Origin of the sequence: Celeribacter sp. HF31, from assembly GCF_011806455.1 — a bacterium.
Classification (GTDB): Bacteria; Pseudomonadota; Alphaproteobacteria; order Rhodobacterales; family Rhodobacteraceae; genus Celeribacter.
This window is the reverse complement of record NZ_JAATOT010000008.1, coordinates 183329-196486: the sequence shown is the minus strand read 5'-3', so window position 1 is coordinate 196486 and position 13158 is coordinate 183329. Positions and strand designations below refer to the sequence as shown.

At 61.1% G+C, this 13158-nt stretch carries 15 protein-coding genes; 7 read left to right on the top strand and 8 right to left on the bottom strand.

The features are described from left to right. Positions 1-29: 29 nt before the first annotated feature. The 3 genes from frr to pyrH form a co-directional block, all read right to left on the bottom strand. Positions 30-590, bottom strand: a complete 561-nt coding sequence (gene frr / locus HCZ23_RS17235) for a ribosome recycling factor (protein WP_167602984.1) — start codon at positions 588-590, stop codon at positions 30-32. 99 nt (positions 591-689) lie between these two features. Continuing rightward, positions 690-1508 (bottom strand): hypothetical protein, encoded by an 819-nt coding sequence (locus tag HCZ23_RS17230; RefSeq protein ID WP_217703244.1) that lies wholly within the window; start codon positions 1506-1508, stop codon positions 690-692. Next, a complete protein-coding gene (pyrH, locus tag HCZ23_RS17225) occupies positions 1505-2266 on the bottom strand; it encodes a UMP kinase (protein ID WP_254870360.1) in 762 nt (253 codons plus the stop codon). The genes HCZ23_RS17230 and pyrH overlap by 4 nt, the downstream gene beginning before the upstream one ends. A gap of 131 nt (positions 2267-2397) precedes the next feature. On the opposite strand from pyrH, the gene miaA reads away from it, so the two are divergent. Next, positions 2398-3285, top strand: coding sequence for a tRNA (adenosine(37)-N6)-dimethylallyltransferase MiaA (gene miaA, locus HCZ23_RS17220; protein ID WP_167602982.1), 888 nt, complete (start codon positions 2398-2400; stop codon positions 3283-3285). Positions 3286-3460: 175 nt separating this feature from the next. Next, entirely contained in the window at positions 3461-4378 is a 918-nt protein-coding gene (locus tag HCZ23_RS17215) for an AraC family transcriptional regulator (RefSeq protein ID WP_254870359.1), read from the top strand. A gap of 53 nt (positions 4379-4431) precedes the next feature. On the opposite strand, the gene HCZ23_RS17210 is transcribed toward HCZ23_RS17215, so the two are convergent. Then, on the bottom strand, positions 4432-4974 hold the full coding sequence (locus HCZ23_RS17210; protein ID WP_167602980.1) for a hypothetical protein: 543 nt from the start codon (positions 4972-4974) through the stop codon (positions 4432-4434). 95 nt (positions 4975-5069) lie between these two features. Then, positions 5070-5642 (bottom strand): lytic transglycosylase domain-containing protein, encoded by a 573-nt coding sequence (locus tag HCZ23_RS17205; protein ID WP_167603028.1) that lies wholly within the window; start codon positions 5640-5642, stop codon positions 5070-5072. A 231-nt stretch (positions 5643-5873) separates the two neighbouring features. Between HCZ23_RS17205 and ssb the strand changes: the two genes are divergently transcribed. Both ssb and HCZ23_RS17195 read left to right on the top strand, forming a co-directional pair. Further along, the gene (ssb, locus tag HCZ23_RS17200; protein WP_167602979.1) at positions 5874-6404 is read left to right on the top strand and encodes a single-stranded DNA-binding protein; all 531 of its coding nucleotides are present in this window, start codon (positions 5874-5876) and stop codon (positions 6402-6404) included. Positions 6405-6526: 122 nt separating this feature from the next. Then, entirely contained in the window at positions 6527-7366 is an 840-nt protein-coding gene (locus HCZ23_RS17195; RefSeq protein ID WP_167602978.1) for a universal stress protein, read from the top strand. On the opposite strand, the gene HCZ23_RS17190 is transcribed toward HCZ23_RS17195, so the two are convergent. From HCZ23_RS17190 to HCZ23_RS17180, 3 genes are all read right to left on the bottom strand, one after another. Further along, positions 7311-8375 carry a GGDEF domain-containing protein gene (locus HCZ23_RS17190; protein WP_167602977.1) on the bottom strand — a complete coding sequence of 355 codons (1065 nt, stop codon included), beginning with the start codon at positions 8373-8375 and terminating at the stop codon, positions 7311-7313. The genes HCZ23_RS17195 and HCZ23_RS17190 overlap by 56 nt on opposite strands. Positions 8376-8582: 207 nt before the next feature. Then, positions 8583-9692, bottom strand: coding sequence for a 3-dehydroquinate synthase (gene aroB / locus HCZ23_RS17185; RefSeq protein ID WP_167602976.1), 1110 nt, complete (start codon positions 9690-9692; stop codon positions 8583-8585). Beyond that, positions 9689-10255 carry a shikimate kinase gene (locus HCZ23_RS17180; protein WP_167602975.1) on the bottom strand — a complete coding sequence of 189 codons (567 nt, stop codon included), beginning with the start codon at positions 10253-10255 and terminating at the stop codon, positions 9689-9691. Before HCZ23_RS17180 ends, aroB begins: the two co-directional genes overlap by 4 nt. Before the next feature lie 248 nt (positions 10256-10503). On the opposite strand from HCZ23_RS17180, the gene HCZ23_RS17175 reads away from it, so the two are divergent. The 3 genes from HCZ23_RS17175 to HCZ23_RS17165 are packed head-to-tail and all read left to right on the top strand — an operon-like array spanning position 10504 to position 13144. Continuing rightward, positions 10504-10641, top strand: coding sequence for a hypothetical protein (locus tag HCZ23_RS17175; protein WP_167602974.1), 138 nt, complete (start codon positions 10504-10506; stop codon positions 10639-10641). Between the two features lie 44 nt (positions 10642-10685). Further along, positions 10686-12218, top strand: coding sequence for a hypothetical protein (locus HCZ23_RS17170; RefSeq protein WP_167602973.1), 1533 nt, complete (start codon positions 10686-10688; stop codon positions 12216-12218). After that, the gene (locus HCZ23_RS17165; protein WP_167602972.1) at positions 12215-13144 is read left to right on the top strand and encodes a site-specific tyrosine recombinase XerD; all 930 of its coding nucleotides are present in this window, start codon (positions 12215-12217) and stop codon (positions 13142-13144) included. Before HCZ23_RS17170 ends, HCZ23_RS17165 begins: the two co-directional genes overlap by 4 nt. Positions 13145-13158: the final 14 nt, after the last annotated feature.

The following is a 13158-nucleotide window of genomic DNA, read 5'->3' as shown; positions in this document are numbered from 1 at the left end:
CAAGAGCCGCAAAAGGCTCCGGCCTCCGCTCAGACCTGCATGATCTCTTCTTGCTTATGAGCCAGAAGGTCGTCGATCAGCTTGATATGTTTGTCGGTCAGATCCTGAACCTCGGATTCCCAGAATTTCTGATCGTCGTCGGACATGCCGTCCTTGTTCTTCTTGATCTGCTGCATGCCGTCCTGACGCACGTTGCGCACGGCGACGCGGGCGTGTTCGGCATATTGGCCGGCCACTTTGGTCAATTCGCGGCGACGCTCTTCGTTCAGCTCCGGGATCGGCAACATAATAATAGTCCCGTTCAGCTGCGGGTTGATGCCCAGACCGGATTCGCGGATCGCTTTTTCGACCTTGTTCACCAGACCCTTGTCCCAGACGTTGATCGTCACCATGCGCGGCTCCGGCACGTTGACGGTGCCAACCTGGTTGATCGGAGTCATCGAGCCGTAGGCGTCCACCATGATCGGTTCCAGCATCGAGCCCGAGGCCCGGCCCGTGCGCAGCGAGGCAAATTCCGTGCGCAGATTGCTCAGCGACCCGTCCATGCGTTTGGACAGATCGGCGGTGTCGAGTTCGAAATCTTCGGACATGGGTCTTCCCCTTTGTATCGTCTTTGCCCCCGCTATAACGGGTTTGGTTTCGGGCTGCCAGTGTTTAGGCACGTGTTGAGGCGCGTGTTGAGGCGGCGTTCAGGGCGCCATGTGACAGAGCGGCGGGCGGGGCATGCCCTTGTCCTGCGCCGTCATGCCCTCGTGCCATCCGGCAGCCATGGTGAGGATCTTCGCGTCGAGAAACAGCCAGGCATTGTCGGTCCTGTCTTTCACCGTCTCGGCAAAAGCCATATCGCCACTTCGGTCCTCGTCACAGGTGTTTGCCGCATAGGACATGCGGACATAGGTGTCGAACAGCTGGGCCAGATCGCCGGACGACGCCTTGATGGCCTCGGCCCGCGCACCTTGGTCACATGCTTCCGGCACAATGGTCTGGAACCCGAAGGGCGTTCTGAGCGGGTCATCGCTATAAAACGACATCCGGCCAGCGGTGATCTCGGCGGCGAGAAATCCAATCCCTTCGGCAAAGGCCGCATCCGCGTCGAGGCCGGTCGCCTCGAAGGCCTGCTGCCAATCCGTCAGATAACACCCCGCCTCATAGGCAGGATCGCTCACCCTTTTGATGTAAGGCGAAAGGACATCGTCGGTGATCTCATAGGGGCTGATGATCTCCGGCAGTTTGATCGTGCAAACAGAGGCGTCGAACACCACCCAATCGCCATTCAGCTCCGCCGTGCCCACCTGCACCGCCGTTCGGGCATGGCTGGCCAAGCCTTCGGGCGTCAACCCGGCGGCACGGACTTTCGCGTCAAGCTTCGGCCCGTAGGTGCAGCCATGGGTCTCAAGAAACCCGGTATAGACGGAGGTATCGGACAGCGCGGGTGACGCCGCCCCGATCAGGACCGCGCCGAAGCACACCGACACCCCCATCGACACCCGCGTCGCAAAGCGCATCATTTCACCAATGTATAGGTGCCTTCGCCCGCGAGGATCGACTGGAACCCGCCCGGTGCGTCGAGCGGGAAGACGATCAACGGCAAGGAATTGTCGCGCGCCAGAGCAATGGCGGAGGCATCCATGACTTTGAGGTTCTTGCGCAGCACCTCGTCATAGCTGACCTCATCGTAGCGTTTCGCATCCGGGTTGGTTTTCGGGTCTTTGTCATAGACCCCGTCCACACCGTTCTTGCCCATGAAAATCGCCTCACAGGCCATCTCATTGGCGCGCAGCGTGGCCGCCGTGTCGGTGGTGAAATAGGGGTTGCCCGTGCCCGCCGCAAAGATGCAAATCCGGCCTTTTTCAAGGTGACGCACGGCGCGGCGGCGGATGTAGGGCTCGGCCACCTCGTTCATGGTGATCGCCGAAATGACCCGGGTGTGGATGCCAAGCGCCTCCAAAGCGGCCTGCATGCCGAGCGCGTTCATCACGGTGGCGAGCATACCCATGTAGTCGGCGGTGGTGCGCTCCATGCCTTGCGCCGAGCCCTGAAGCCCGCGAAAGATGTTGCCGCCGCCGATCACCATGCAAATCTCGACGCCCAGGTCATGCACGGATTTCACCTCTTTGGCGATCCGTTCCACCGTCGGCGGATGCAACCCAAAGCCCTGGTCGCCCATCAGCGCCTCGCCCGAGATTTTCAACAGCACACGTTTATATTTCGTGGCAGGATGCGCCCCATGCTGCACCTGCCCCGTCTCACGCTCTGCGTCGCTCATCACATGTCCCCGAAATGAAATTTGATTGTCGGCAAAATGGGCCAAAACCGGGCTGGGATCAATGGACGCAGAAAGATATTTTTCCCCTTTGCCCTCTGGACAAATGCCCCAGTCTTTGCCACCGCAAGATTATGGCTCTGCCCTTTGACATATGCCCCCAGGCGCCCGTCTTGATCGCGGGTCCCACGGCCTCTGGAAAATCCGCTCTCGCGCTTGAGATTGCGGAGCTTCAGGGCGGTGTGATCATCAATGCGGATGCCTTGCAAGTCTTTGACAATTGGAGGATTTTGACCGCACGCCCCTCCTGCGGCGATGAATCCCGCGCGCCGCATGCGCTTTACGGTCATGTGCCGGGAACCGAGGCCTATTCCGTCGGCCATTGGTTGCGCGATGTGACGCCCTACCTCACCGGCCCGGATCGGCCGATTATTGTCGGCGGCACGGGGCTTTATTTTGCGGCACTGACCGAAGGATTGGTCGAGATTCCCGAAACACCGGCGGAGCTTCGCGCAGAGGCGGATCAAAGGCGTTCCGATGAGGGCGGGCACGCCGGGTTGTTGGCCGATCTCGATGCCGAGGACCCCGAGACCGCGCAAAAGATCGACCGGCTGAACACGATGCGGGTGCAACGTGCCTGGGAGGTGCTGCGCGCCACGGGTCGGGGTCTGGCCGCCTGGCAGGCCGACACGCCGCCGCCGCTTTTGCCGCTGGCGAAGACGTTTCCCGTGGTGTTCGATGCGCATAAGGACTGGCTCAACGACCGGATCGCACGGCGATTCGAGATCATGGTGGCGAAAGGCGCTTTGGAGGAGGCTGAGGCCAATCTGGCCACCTGGGACCCCGCGGCGCCCTCGTCCAAGGCCATCGGCGCGCCGGAATTGATTGCTCATCTGCAAGGCAAATTGTCGCTTGAAGAGGCAAAAGAGGCCGCCACCATCGCCACACGGCAATATGCCAAGCGGCAACGCACTTGGTTTAGAGCGCGCATGAAAGCCTACCACAAGATATCGCTGCCCTGAGCATGGATTGCGGAACCCTTACGTTCTCGGCATATCATATTGAAAACAAAATGTTTTCTTTGACTCACCCCAATCCATGGCTAGTCTCGTTTGAAATTGTACAAACCGAACAGAATGTGCCGCCATGCCCGACTCCAAACCCATTAGAATTTTTCAAACCCTACCGCTGGGGGAAATGGGACAGCCCGCGCACGGTCTCTCAAAGCCTGCAAATGGCCCTGTCAAAACCGCGAAAGTCAAAACCGCTAAACCCGCCAAGCCGCGCAAGCGCCGCGAGGCCATCATATCGGACATCCCGGCGCAAAGCGCGTATCGCGTGACCACGCTGGGCCGGGGCACGGGGACATTGTCCTCTGAGAACAAATGGCGCACCGAAGCGATGCGCAGCCACCGCACGCCGACGCTTTTGTGGTTCACCCGCGGGCAAGGTCGGATCACGGTGGCGGGCGTCACGCGGGGCTTTGGGCCGCACAATCTGGTCTACCTTCCGACCCGCACCATGTACGGTTTTGAACCCGTCGGTCAGGTCATGGGCTTTGCCGTCCACCTGCCCGACGATCCGACGCTTGCCCTGCCCGAGGAGCCGCTGCACATGCGGTTTCGCGAGGTGATCCAACAAAACGAGATCACCGGCCTGATCGAAGGGTTGCAACGCGAGATCGAGGGAGATCGCCCGGGCCGTGACCGCGCCATGGCATTTCAGGCCGGGATGATCGCGGTGTGGCTGGAGCGGCAAATGTCGGTCATGCCGGACTATGACCTGACGCCGGACGCCTCGCGCCGGCTTGCCGCCGCCTATACGGCACTGGTGGAAAACGAATTGCGTGACGGGCGCACGGTGGCGCATTTCGCCGCCGAGCTGGGCGTCAGCCCGACCCATCTGACACGCGCTTGCAATGTGGCCTGCGGGCGCTCGGCCTCGGCCATTTTAAGCGACCGGGTGCATTACGAGGCACGGCGGATGTTGCGGGAGACCGATCTGCCGATCAATCAGATCGCCGAAAAACTCGGCTTTCACTCGGCGGCCTATTTCAGCCGGGCGTTTCACAGACACACCGGCGTCTCGCCGCGCGACTTCCGGCGTTCGGTGTAAGGCATAGAAAAGGTGTATAGAAAAAGGCGGGGAATGTCCCCGCCTTCTTTGTCTTACGAATGATCCTCGGCACTGTCCGGTTCAAGCCATTGTGTCTCAAGCTCGGACACATCACTCACGACCTTATGGGCAAAGCCCATCACCAGCGCGTCATAAAAGGCGGCGCGGTCCGGCGGCACCATGGTGGCGTTGATCGGCGTCACACCGTCAAGCTCTTCGGCACTCAGGGCGATTTCGAATTTCTTCAACGGAAAGTCGCTGTCCGGCCCGTCGATGTAAACCCAGCCTTCGAGCGTGTTGAACTCGCCTTCGTCGCTGAGATAGGTCGTGCCCATGTTGGAAATTTCGGTCACATCGACACGGACATCATAATCGCCATCGGCCTCCAACTGGTCGTCGAGACCTGCGGAAATCATCAGCGTCAGATCTTCTGCAATGTCGGGCCAGCGGTCGAGCGCATTGGAATCGACGGCTTCGAGATTGGCTTCGACCTCGACGGAGGAAATGTCGAGCGGTTCGGCCATCAGAGGTGTCGCGGCCAGAGATGCGGAGGCCAGCAGAGACAACAGAGCGGTACGTTTCGCAGTCAGGTTCATGATCGTATCCTTTCCAATCAGCGACGCAGGCGTCGCGATGCATTGAAAAGATAACCCGGCACCGGGCGAAAAGTTCCGAATAGGCCCTAATGAGCTTACGACCCGTAGATGATCCGCACGTAATTCATCGTCTCTTTGTAGGGCGGAATGCCGTCGTATTTCTCCACCGCCAAAGGTCCGGCGTTATAGGCCGCAAGCGCCAGACGCCAATTGCCGAAACGGTTGTACATCATGCGCAGATAGCGCGCGCCGCCTTCGAGGTTCTGGTGCGGATCGTTGATGTTCACGCCCAGTTGCCGCGCCGTCTCCGGCATGAGTTGCGCCAGGCCTGTGGCGCCTTTCGGGCTGCGAATGGTCGGGTTCCAGCCGCTCTCCTGCTGCACGAGGCGCAGGAAAAGATCGGACGGAATACCGTGTTTGTTGGCCATCTTTTCTGCCACGGGCAGCCATTGGCCTTTGTAGGCGCCAGAGTAGCGCGCGGTGCCGGTGTCGCCACCGAAACGTTCCGGCTGATAGGTCACGGAGTTGGAATATTGCTCGGCGGCACGGCCATCGAGGACGGAGAGCTGCGAGTCAAAGATTGCCATGCGGTTGCGGGTGGAGAAAATATCCTCGGCTACGGCGCCTGTCGGCGCGAGGACCACAGTACTCAAAAGCCCCGCGACCATCCCCGATGTCATAAATCCGAAACGAACACCGCTTTCCCGGCGTTTGACCGCCGAAATCCCAAGCCCTGCACGCATATGCACATCCAATCTATTACCTCACGCGCGCAATATAGGGGCAAAAGCCGAAGTTTCAAAGCCCATGCGTGTCGCAGGCGGTTTTTGGCCTTTCCTCTGGCACGATGGTTTGGTGTAAGGTGCGCTCAAGTTTAAGAATCTCAGGGAGTAGATCGCATGGCCGGGTCCGTGAACAAAGTCATCCTCGTGGGCAATCTGGGCGCTGACCCGGAAGTGCGCACCTTCCAGAACGGCGGCAAAGTCTGTAACCTGCGCGTGGCCACCTCGGAGAGCTGGAAAGACCGCAACACCGGCGAGCGCCGCGACCGCACGCAATGGCACACGGTGGCGATTTTCTCCGAACCTTTGGCACGCACCGCGGAGCAGTACCTGCGCAAAGGCTCAAAGGTCTACCTCGAAGGCCAGTTGGAGACCCGCAAATGGCAGGATCAGCAGGGCAATGACCGCTATTCGACCGAGGTCGTGCTGCGTCCCTACACCTCGACCATGGTGATGCTCGACGGACGTTCGGGCGGCGGTGACGGCGGTGGCTATGGCGGCGGCCAAGGTGGCGGTGGCGGCTACGGCGGCGGCTATGATCAGGGTCCGTCGGGTGGCTACGATGATGGCGGTTTTGGTGGTGGTTCGCAGGGCGGCTCCGGCGGCGGCTCGCGTCCTTCTCTGGACGACGACGAAATCCCGTTCTGATATCTTCTGAAACTCACGATCTTTGAAAAGCCCCCCACGCGGGGGTTTTTCTATGCCCTCGCCCTGACCGCCCTCAAAAAGCGCCGTCGCCGCCCTATATATTAAGGGAGGAGGAGGAGATCATGATCAAACATATTCTTGTCGCCAGCGACCTGTCGTCTCGGTCCGATCGCGCGGTGGAGCGCGCCGTGCAAGTGGCGCGACAGCATGAGAGCCAAGGCGGTGTGAAGATCACCGTGATGCATGTGATCGACGACGACCTGCCCCAGAAGCTCGTCACACAGATGCGACAGGCGGCGCAGGACAGTTTGCGCGCCGTCCTAACTTCCGAAAACGCGCCCGAGGGAGCAGAGATCAAAGTGGAAAGCGGCGATCCCGTCAGCACTTTGGCCGCAAGGGTCGAGGCGCTCGACGCCGATCTGGTGATCCTGGGCGTGCATCGCGCGCGGCCGTTCTGGGACATGTTTGCGGGCACCACGATGGAACGTCTGGTGCGGGCGGTGAAACGTCCTGTGCTTTTGGTGCGCGACCCGGTGGCCGGGCCGTATCGGTCCATTCTTTGCGGGATTGACCTGTCGCCGGCCTGTTTGGCGGCGGGGGGCGCTGCGATGGCGCTGGCGCCCGAGGCCAAAATCAGCACCTTTCACGCGGTGCACATCCCCTACCGTGGCATGATCGCCCGCGATGCCAGTGAAAAACAATTCGCCCCTTTCGTCCGGGATGCCCGTGCCCAGCTCGACCAGTGGTGGGACCGTGCCGAAGTGCCTGAGGGCTTGCCGAAACCCGAGATCCGCACGGCCAGTGTGCAGGAGGCCTTCACGGCAGAGCTGCAATCCACCGAGGCTGATCTGTTCGCGCTCGGCGCGCATGGGCGGATGCTGTTGTCACCCAGCCTGCTCGGTGGCTTCACCGAAGCACAGATCCGCGATCCGCGCTGCGATCTTCTGATCGTTCGCGGCTGAACCGCGACGTGTCCAGACGATGCGGGCTGTCATGGAGCGGCGACATCGAGGATATCACCCGGTCGCGCCCGGCCTGTTTCGCCCGGTAGAGATGATTGTCCGCTCGCAACAGGGCGGCTTCGATATCCTCGCCAGAGCTGAATTTTTCCACCCCGATCGAGACGGTGACCTTGGCCTGCGCTATCTCTCGCCCACTATCTTGACCAGTATCTTGACCATCGACATCCGTCTCGACCTCCATCGCCTGCCGGCTGACATGGCGCCGCATCCGTTCCGCGATCATGGCGGCCAGTTCGATGGGCGTATTTGGCATCAAAAGCGCGAATTCCTCGCCGCCGATGCGGAAAATCTGGCCCTGCCCTTTCAAGACCTCACGCATCGCCTCGACCACGGAGACAAGCACCTTATCCCCGTTGATGTGGCCATGGAGGTCGTTGATCTTTTTGAAATGATCGATGTCGACGAAGAGCAAGGCGCCGCTGCTCACAGGCACGTCACCACGGATCAGCCGCATGAAGGCGCGGCGATTGTGACATCCCGTCAAGGCGTCCCGTTCGAGCGCGTGTTCCAGATTGGCCTGCATCGCCCACATCGTGGTCAGCATGAAATGCACGAAAAGCACCACCGTGCCGAGCGCGACGAAGAGGCGAAAGGCGAACCATGGGTCTTGCGTCGCAACATAGCTGAGCATCGGTCCCAGCACCATGGCGACCATGCCGATACCTGTTGCAACCCAGAGCGAACAGTAAAAGAACCCGGCCACCGTGATCGGAAACAGCCAGAAGGCGGCAGAGGCCCCATGATGTCGGATCAGGATCAGATCGCCGATCTGGACAGCGATCAAAAGAATGGCGGAATTGATCGGCAAACGTCGCTCGCTCAGATGCGCGCGCAAATCGATAAGGATCAATGCGCAAAGAAACAGGTAGTAGCTGGCGAGCCAATAGTTGCCACTCATCGAATATTTGACGATGGCGACCGGCAGGATCAGGAGGCTGACTGTCGCCATGAACTTGGCGATCCTCGGCGCACCCAAATCTGTCGGGACGGAGAATCCCGTTTTGATATGACTTTGCCTGCGCATAGAATCGCCTAAACCCTTAAATACCCGGCCACTATGGGACATGGTGCGGCTCAGCCAAAGTCGATAGCGCTAACTTAAAAGCTTTTCTTCGCCGCGACCTCACATTGCGCAACAAAATGTCCTGACTGCAGTTTAAAGCGCATCTTTCAGCAATTGGACCACCGCATCGCGCGGTACATCGGCGGTCACGAAAGCCGACCCGATGCCGCGTGCGAGGATAAACCGCAACTGCCCGTCGATGACCTTCTTGTCCTGCGCCATGAGATCGACCAACGCCTCGGCAGAGGGCAAAACGCCCTCGATATCAGAGAGATCGCATTTCATCCCCATCGCCTTGAGATGTGCGCGCACACGCGAAGGCGCCTCCTGCGAACAGAGCCCCAGACGCGAAGACAATTCAAACGCCAGAGCGCAGCCGATGGCCACGCCTTCGCCATGCAGCAACCGGTCGGAATAGCCGGTCGCGGATTCCAGCACATGGCAGAACGTATGCCCGAGGTTCAAAAGCGCGCGGTCGCCCTGTTCGGTCTCGTCGCGTTCGACGATGTCGGCCTTCATCTGCACCGAGCGGCGCACAGCCTCGGCCCGCAGCTCCAGATCACCGGCGGCCAGCGCGGGGCCATTGGCTTCGAGCCATTCAAAGAACGCCTCGTCGCCCAAAAGCCCGTATTTCTGCACCTCGCCGTAACCCGCAAGGAAGTCCCGCGCGGTCAGCGTGCCGAGGATGGAAATATCGGCGAGCACCAGGGAGGGCTGGTGAAAGGCGCCGATCAGGTTCTTGCCCTGCGGTGCATTGATGCCGGTTTTACCGCCGACAGAACTGTCGACCTGGGCCAAAAGCGTCGTCGGGATTTGCACAAACCGCACCCCCCGGCGCAGCACGGAGGCGGCAAACCCCGCCAGATCGCCGATCACACCGCCACCAAAGGCCACAACGATGTCGCGCCGCTCGCATTTCTCTTCCAAAAGCCATTCCACCGCGCGGGTGAATTGCGGCCAGGCCTTGGTGCTTTCGCCTGCTGGAAGCGCCAGCGCCACCATGTCGATGCCAGACGCCGAGAGCCCCGCGCGCAGGGCGTCGAGATGCAGCCCGGCGACGGTTTCATCGGTCAGCACAAAGACTTTTTTCTTCTTGCCCAAAAGCGGCGCGATATGGGCGCCGGCCTCACCCACAAGCCCCTCGCCGATCCGAACATCATAGGCGCGATCCCCCAGAGGCACGTGGACAGTTTGATAGGTCATTGATCTTCCTCCAGAATGCCGCCGTGCGCCCTGAGCGCCTCGACGACCTTATCCGCCATGCCCTCGATCGAGAGTTTCGGCTCGGCCTCCACCACGACGCCCGCCTGCGCGTAAAACGGCTCGCGCGCCGCGACGAGATTTTTCAACGTCTCATAGGGGTTTTCGGTGCGCAAAAGCGGCCGGGTGCTTTTGTGTTTCACGCGGTTCCACAGCAAATCGAGATCGGCCTTAAGCCAAACCGCCACGCCTTTTTCGGCGATCATCTCGCGGTTCACCTCCGACAGAAACGCGCCCCCGCCGGTCGAGAGGATCGCCCGGTGGTTTTCCAGCAAACGTCCGATCACCTCGCTCTCGCGGCTGCGGAAAAACGCCTCGCCATGATCTGTGAAAATCTCCGCGATGGTGCGGTCGGCGGCTTTTTCGATCTCCGCGTCCGAATCCAGAAAGGGCACGTCCAAACGCGCGGCCAAAGCCTTGCCCACGGCGGTTTTCCCGGCGCCCATCATGCCGACCAGTGCAACGGTTTTCTTCAATGCCCCGGCCCCTCCAGCCACCTGTGCCATCCCTCTTGTATCACCGACTTCGCCTACCCTGACACGGCCTTGCGCGCAACCGCCTTTGCCGCAGGTTTCGCACAGTCTCCAGACCAAGAGCACGGCAAAATCCCGCTGATCAAATTTTCGTTCTCTCAATGGCGTGATCTCACGAAAAATGCCATATATAAAGCCAAAGAAACCCGGTTCGGAGGCAAACTCCGGCTAAGATCGGGAATAAAACCGCCCTTAAGGGGCGCGATTGGAGGCAGTCGACCTTGCGTAAATTTCTCTTTCGCCTTTTGGCCATCCTTATTTTGTTGGGCCTCATCGGCTTCATCGGCTTTGCCTATGTCGGCGATTTGTCGCCCGAACGCTCCGAGCAGGTGGTGCCCACGGAGATCGAGCTGAAGTGAGCATGCGCTTAGGTCTCTCTCGGTTTCTCACCTGTTGTGCGCCGATGGCCGTGATTGCACTGCTGAGCAGCGCACCGGTTGTCGCGCAGACCAGCGGTGTGGACAGACCGCTCTCCGCCATCGATTGGCTCTCCGACACTTTGGACGCGCCCCGTGCCGCAACCCCGCCTGCCGCCAGCGACATCGCCGAGAGTGCCCTGCCCGAAGACGTCAGCGTCCTGCCGCTCGACGCCCCCGATCCGGATCAGGCCGGGCTCTTGCCCAGTTCGGTCACCGGATTGCCGCGCGGGCTTTGGGGGGCCTCGACCGCCAGCGACATCGCGCGGCGGATCAGGACAATCTCGACGCGGCCCGATCTTTTGCCGGCCTCAAGGCGGCTCTTGAACACGCTGGTGCTGGCCGAATTGGACCCGCCGGTTCTGTCGGATCGCGACGGACGGCTGTTCCTCGCCCGGATCGATGCGCTCTTGTCGCAAGGCCTGTTGGACGAAGCGGATTCGCTGATGTCTCTCGCGGGCCTCAGCACGCCAGAGATCTTCCGCCGCTCTTTTGACACCAAACTCCTGCTCGGCACCGAAGATGAGGCCTGCGTCCGCTTGACCCACACGCCAGGGCTGTCGCCCACCTTGCAGGCGCGGATCTTTTGCCTTGCACGCAGTGGCGATTGGGACGCGGCGGCGCTCACCTTGGAGACCGGCGAGGCGCTGGGGCTTATTCGCGAAAATCAAGGCGAGCTTTTGGCGCGGTTTCTCGATCCCGAGCTGTTCGAAGGCGAGCCGCCCCTGCCCGCGCCGGAGCATCCGACGCCGCTGACTTTTCGCCTGATGGAGGCCATCGGCGAGCCGCTGCCGACGACTTCTTTGCCGCTGGCCTTTGCCCAAAGCGATCTGCGCGCCAGCTCCGGCTGGAAAGCGCGCGCCACCGCCGCCGAACGTTTGGCCCGCGTGGGGGCCCTGTCTCCGAACCGCTGGCTTGGTATCTGGTCGGAGCATCTTCCGGCGGCCTCGGGCGGCATCTGGGACCGGATCGACGCGTTGCAGGACTTTGAGAAAAGCCTTGTGGCAAGGGATGTTGACGGCCTTGCGCGCAGTTTGCCGCCGGTCTGGGATGCGATGCGGGCGGCGGGTCTTCAGAGCGTCTTTGCCGAACTTTACGCCACACCGCTTTCGACCCTGCCCCTGACCGGCGAGGCCTCGGAGATTGCCTTTGAAGTGGCGCTTTTGTCGCCGGACTATGAGCGGATTGCGCTGAAATGGAGTCCTGAACTCACGAAAGAGCAACGCTTCCTGCACGGCATTGCCGTGGGCGATCTGCCGACGCAGCGGCAAAGCGAGGCTCAGGCCCGCGCGATTGCGCAGGGGTTCCGAGGCACCGGCATACCGGTGCGTCTGTCGTCTCTGGTGAGTGAAAAACGACTGGGCGAGGCCATCCTGCGCGCGATTGAGTTGCTCGAAGGCGGGGCTGCTGGCGATCTCGATGAGTTGTCGGATGCGATCCAGTTCTTCCGGGCCATCGGGCTTGAGGCCACGGCACGACGCGCAGCGCTGGAACTCCTGCTTTTGGAGCGGCGCGGATGAGCGATCACGGCTGGATTTCGCGCTTTGCCGAGGCGCAGTTGGCCGAATTGGGTGCCGCCGAGAACACGCGCGAATCTTACGGGCGGGATTTACTGGGATTTTCCGAATGGCTCGCCCGGCGCGGCAAGGGTTTCGCCTCCGCCGAGCGTGCCGAGATCGAGGCCTATCTGGTGGCCTGCGAGGCCGAAGGGCTGGCGCAATCCACCCGCGCGCGGCGGCTGTCATCCATCAAACAGCTCTACCGTTTTGCTTTTGAAGAAGGCTGGCGCGACGACAATCCGGCGATCCAGATCAAGGGACCGGGACGTGCGAAACGCCTGCCGAAAACCCTCTCAGAGGAAGAAGTTTCCCGGCTTTTGGAAGCCGTGCAAGAGGTGGGCCGCACCGAGGCCGACCGCCAGCGCAACATTTGCCTGATGGAACTTTTATATGCCACCGGCATGCGGGTTTCCGAGCTTGTGTCCCTGCCCGTTTCGGCCACGCGGGGCGACCCGCGGATGCTGTTGATCCTCGGCAAAGGCGGCAAGGAGCGCATGGTGCCGCTGTCCGATCCGGCACGCGCCGCGCTCAAAATTTGGCTCGAAACCCGTGACGCGGGCGAAGAGCTGGCCAAGCGCGAAAAGGGTGAGAAACCCTCGGCGTTTCTCTTTCCCTCGCGCGGCAAGACCGGGCATTTCACCCGCATTCGGTTCTACCAACTGATCAAGGACATCGCCGTGCGCGCCGGCGTCAGCCCCGCCAAGGTGACGCCCCACACGCTGCGTCACGCCTTCGCGACGCATCTTTTGGCGCATGGTGCCGATTTGCGGGCGATCCAGACGCTTTTGGGCCATGCCGATCTGTCGACGACCGAGATTTACACCCATGTTCTGGACGAGCGGCTGAAAGAATTGGTGCTGACGCATCACCCGCTGGCGGGGAATTAACGCCTCCACCTCTT

What these genes read in the sequence shown, in the direction of transcription:
- HCZ23_RS17230 (WP_217703244.1), bottom strand. Translation starts at nt 1,508, where the DNA reads ATGATGCGCTTTGCGACGCGGGTGTCGATGGGGGTGTCGGTGTGCTTC.
- HCZ23_RS17210 (WP_167602980.1), bottom strand. Translation starts at nt 4,974, where the DNA reads ATGAACCTGACTGCGAAACGTACCGCTCTGTTGTCTCTGCTGGCCTCC.
- HCZ23_RS17205 (WP_167603028.1), bottom strand. Translation starts at nt 5,642, where the DNA reads ATGGTCGCGGGGCTTTTGAGTACTGTGGTCCTCGCGCCGACAGGCGCC.
- HCZ23_RS17215 (WP_254870359.1), top strand. Translation starts at nt 3,461, where the DNA reads ATGGGACAGCCCGCGCACGGTCTCTCAAAGCCTGCAAATGGCCCTGTC.
- HCZ23_RS17165 (WP_167602972.1), top strand. Translation starts at nt 12,215, where the DNA reads ATGAGCGATCACGGCTGGATTTCGCGCTTTGCCGAGGCGCAGTTGGCC.
- pyrH (WP_254870360.1), bottom strand. Translation starts at nt 2,266, where the DNA reads ATGAGCGACGCAGAGCGTGAGACGGGGCAGGTGCAGCATGGGGCGCAT.
- ssb (WP_167602979.1), top strand. Translation starts at nt 5,874, where the DNA reads ATGGCCGGGTCCGTGAACAAAGTCATCCTCGTGGGCAATCTGGGCGCT.
- aroB (WP_167602976.1), bottom strand. Translation starts at nt 9,692, where the DNA reads ATGACCTATCAAACTGTCCACGTGCCTCTGGGGGATCGCGCCTATGAT.
- miaA (WP_167602982.1), top strand. Translation starts at nt 2,398, where the DNA reads ATGGCTCTGCCCTTTGACATATGCCCCCAGGCGCCCGTCTTGATCGCG.
- HCZ23_RS17190 (WP_167602977.1), bottom strand. Translation starts at nt 8,375, where the DNA reads ATGGCGACAGTCAGCCTCCTGATCCTGCCGGTCGCCATCGTCAAATAT.
- HCZ23_RS17195 (WP_167602978.1), top strand. Translation starts at nt 6,527, where the DNA reads ATGATCAAACATATTCTTGTCGCCAGCGACCTGTCGTCTCGGTCCGAT.
- frr (WP_167602984.1), bottom strand. Translation starts at nt 590, where the DNA reads ATGTCCGAAGATTTCGAACTCGACACCGCCGATCTGTCCAAACGCATG.
- HCZ23_RS17170 (WP_167602973.1), top strand. Translation starts at nt 10,686, where the DNA reads ATGGCCGTGATTGCACTGCTGAGCAGCGCACCGGTTGTCGCGCAGACC.
- HCZ23_RS17180 (WP_167602975.1), bottom strand. Translation starts at nt 10,255, where the DNA reads ATGGCACAGGTGGCTGGAGGGGCCGGGGCATTGAAGAAAACCGTTGCA.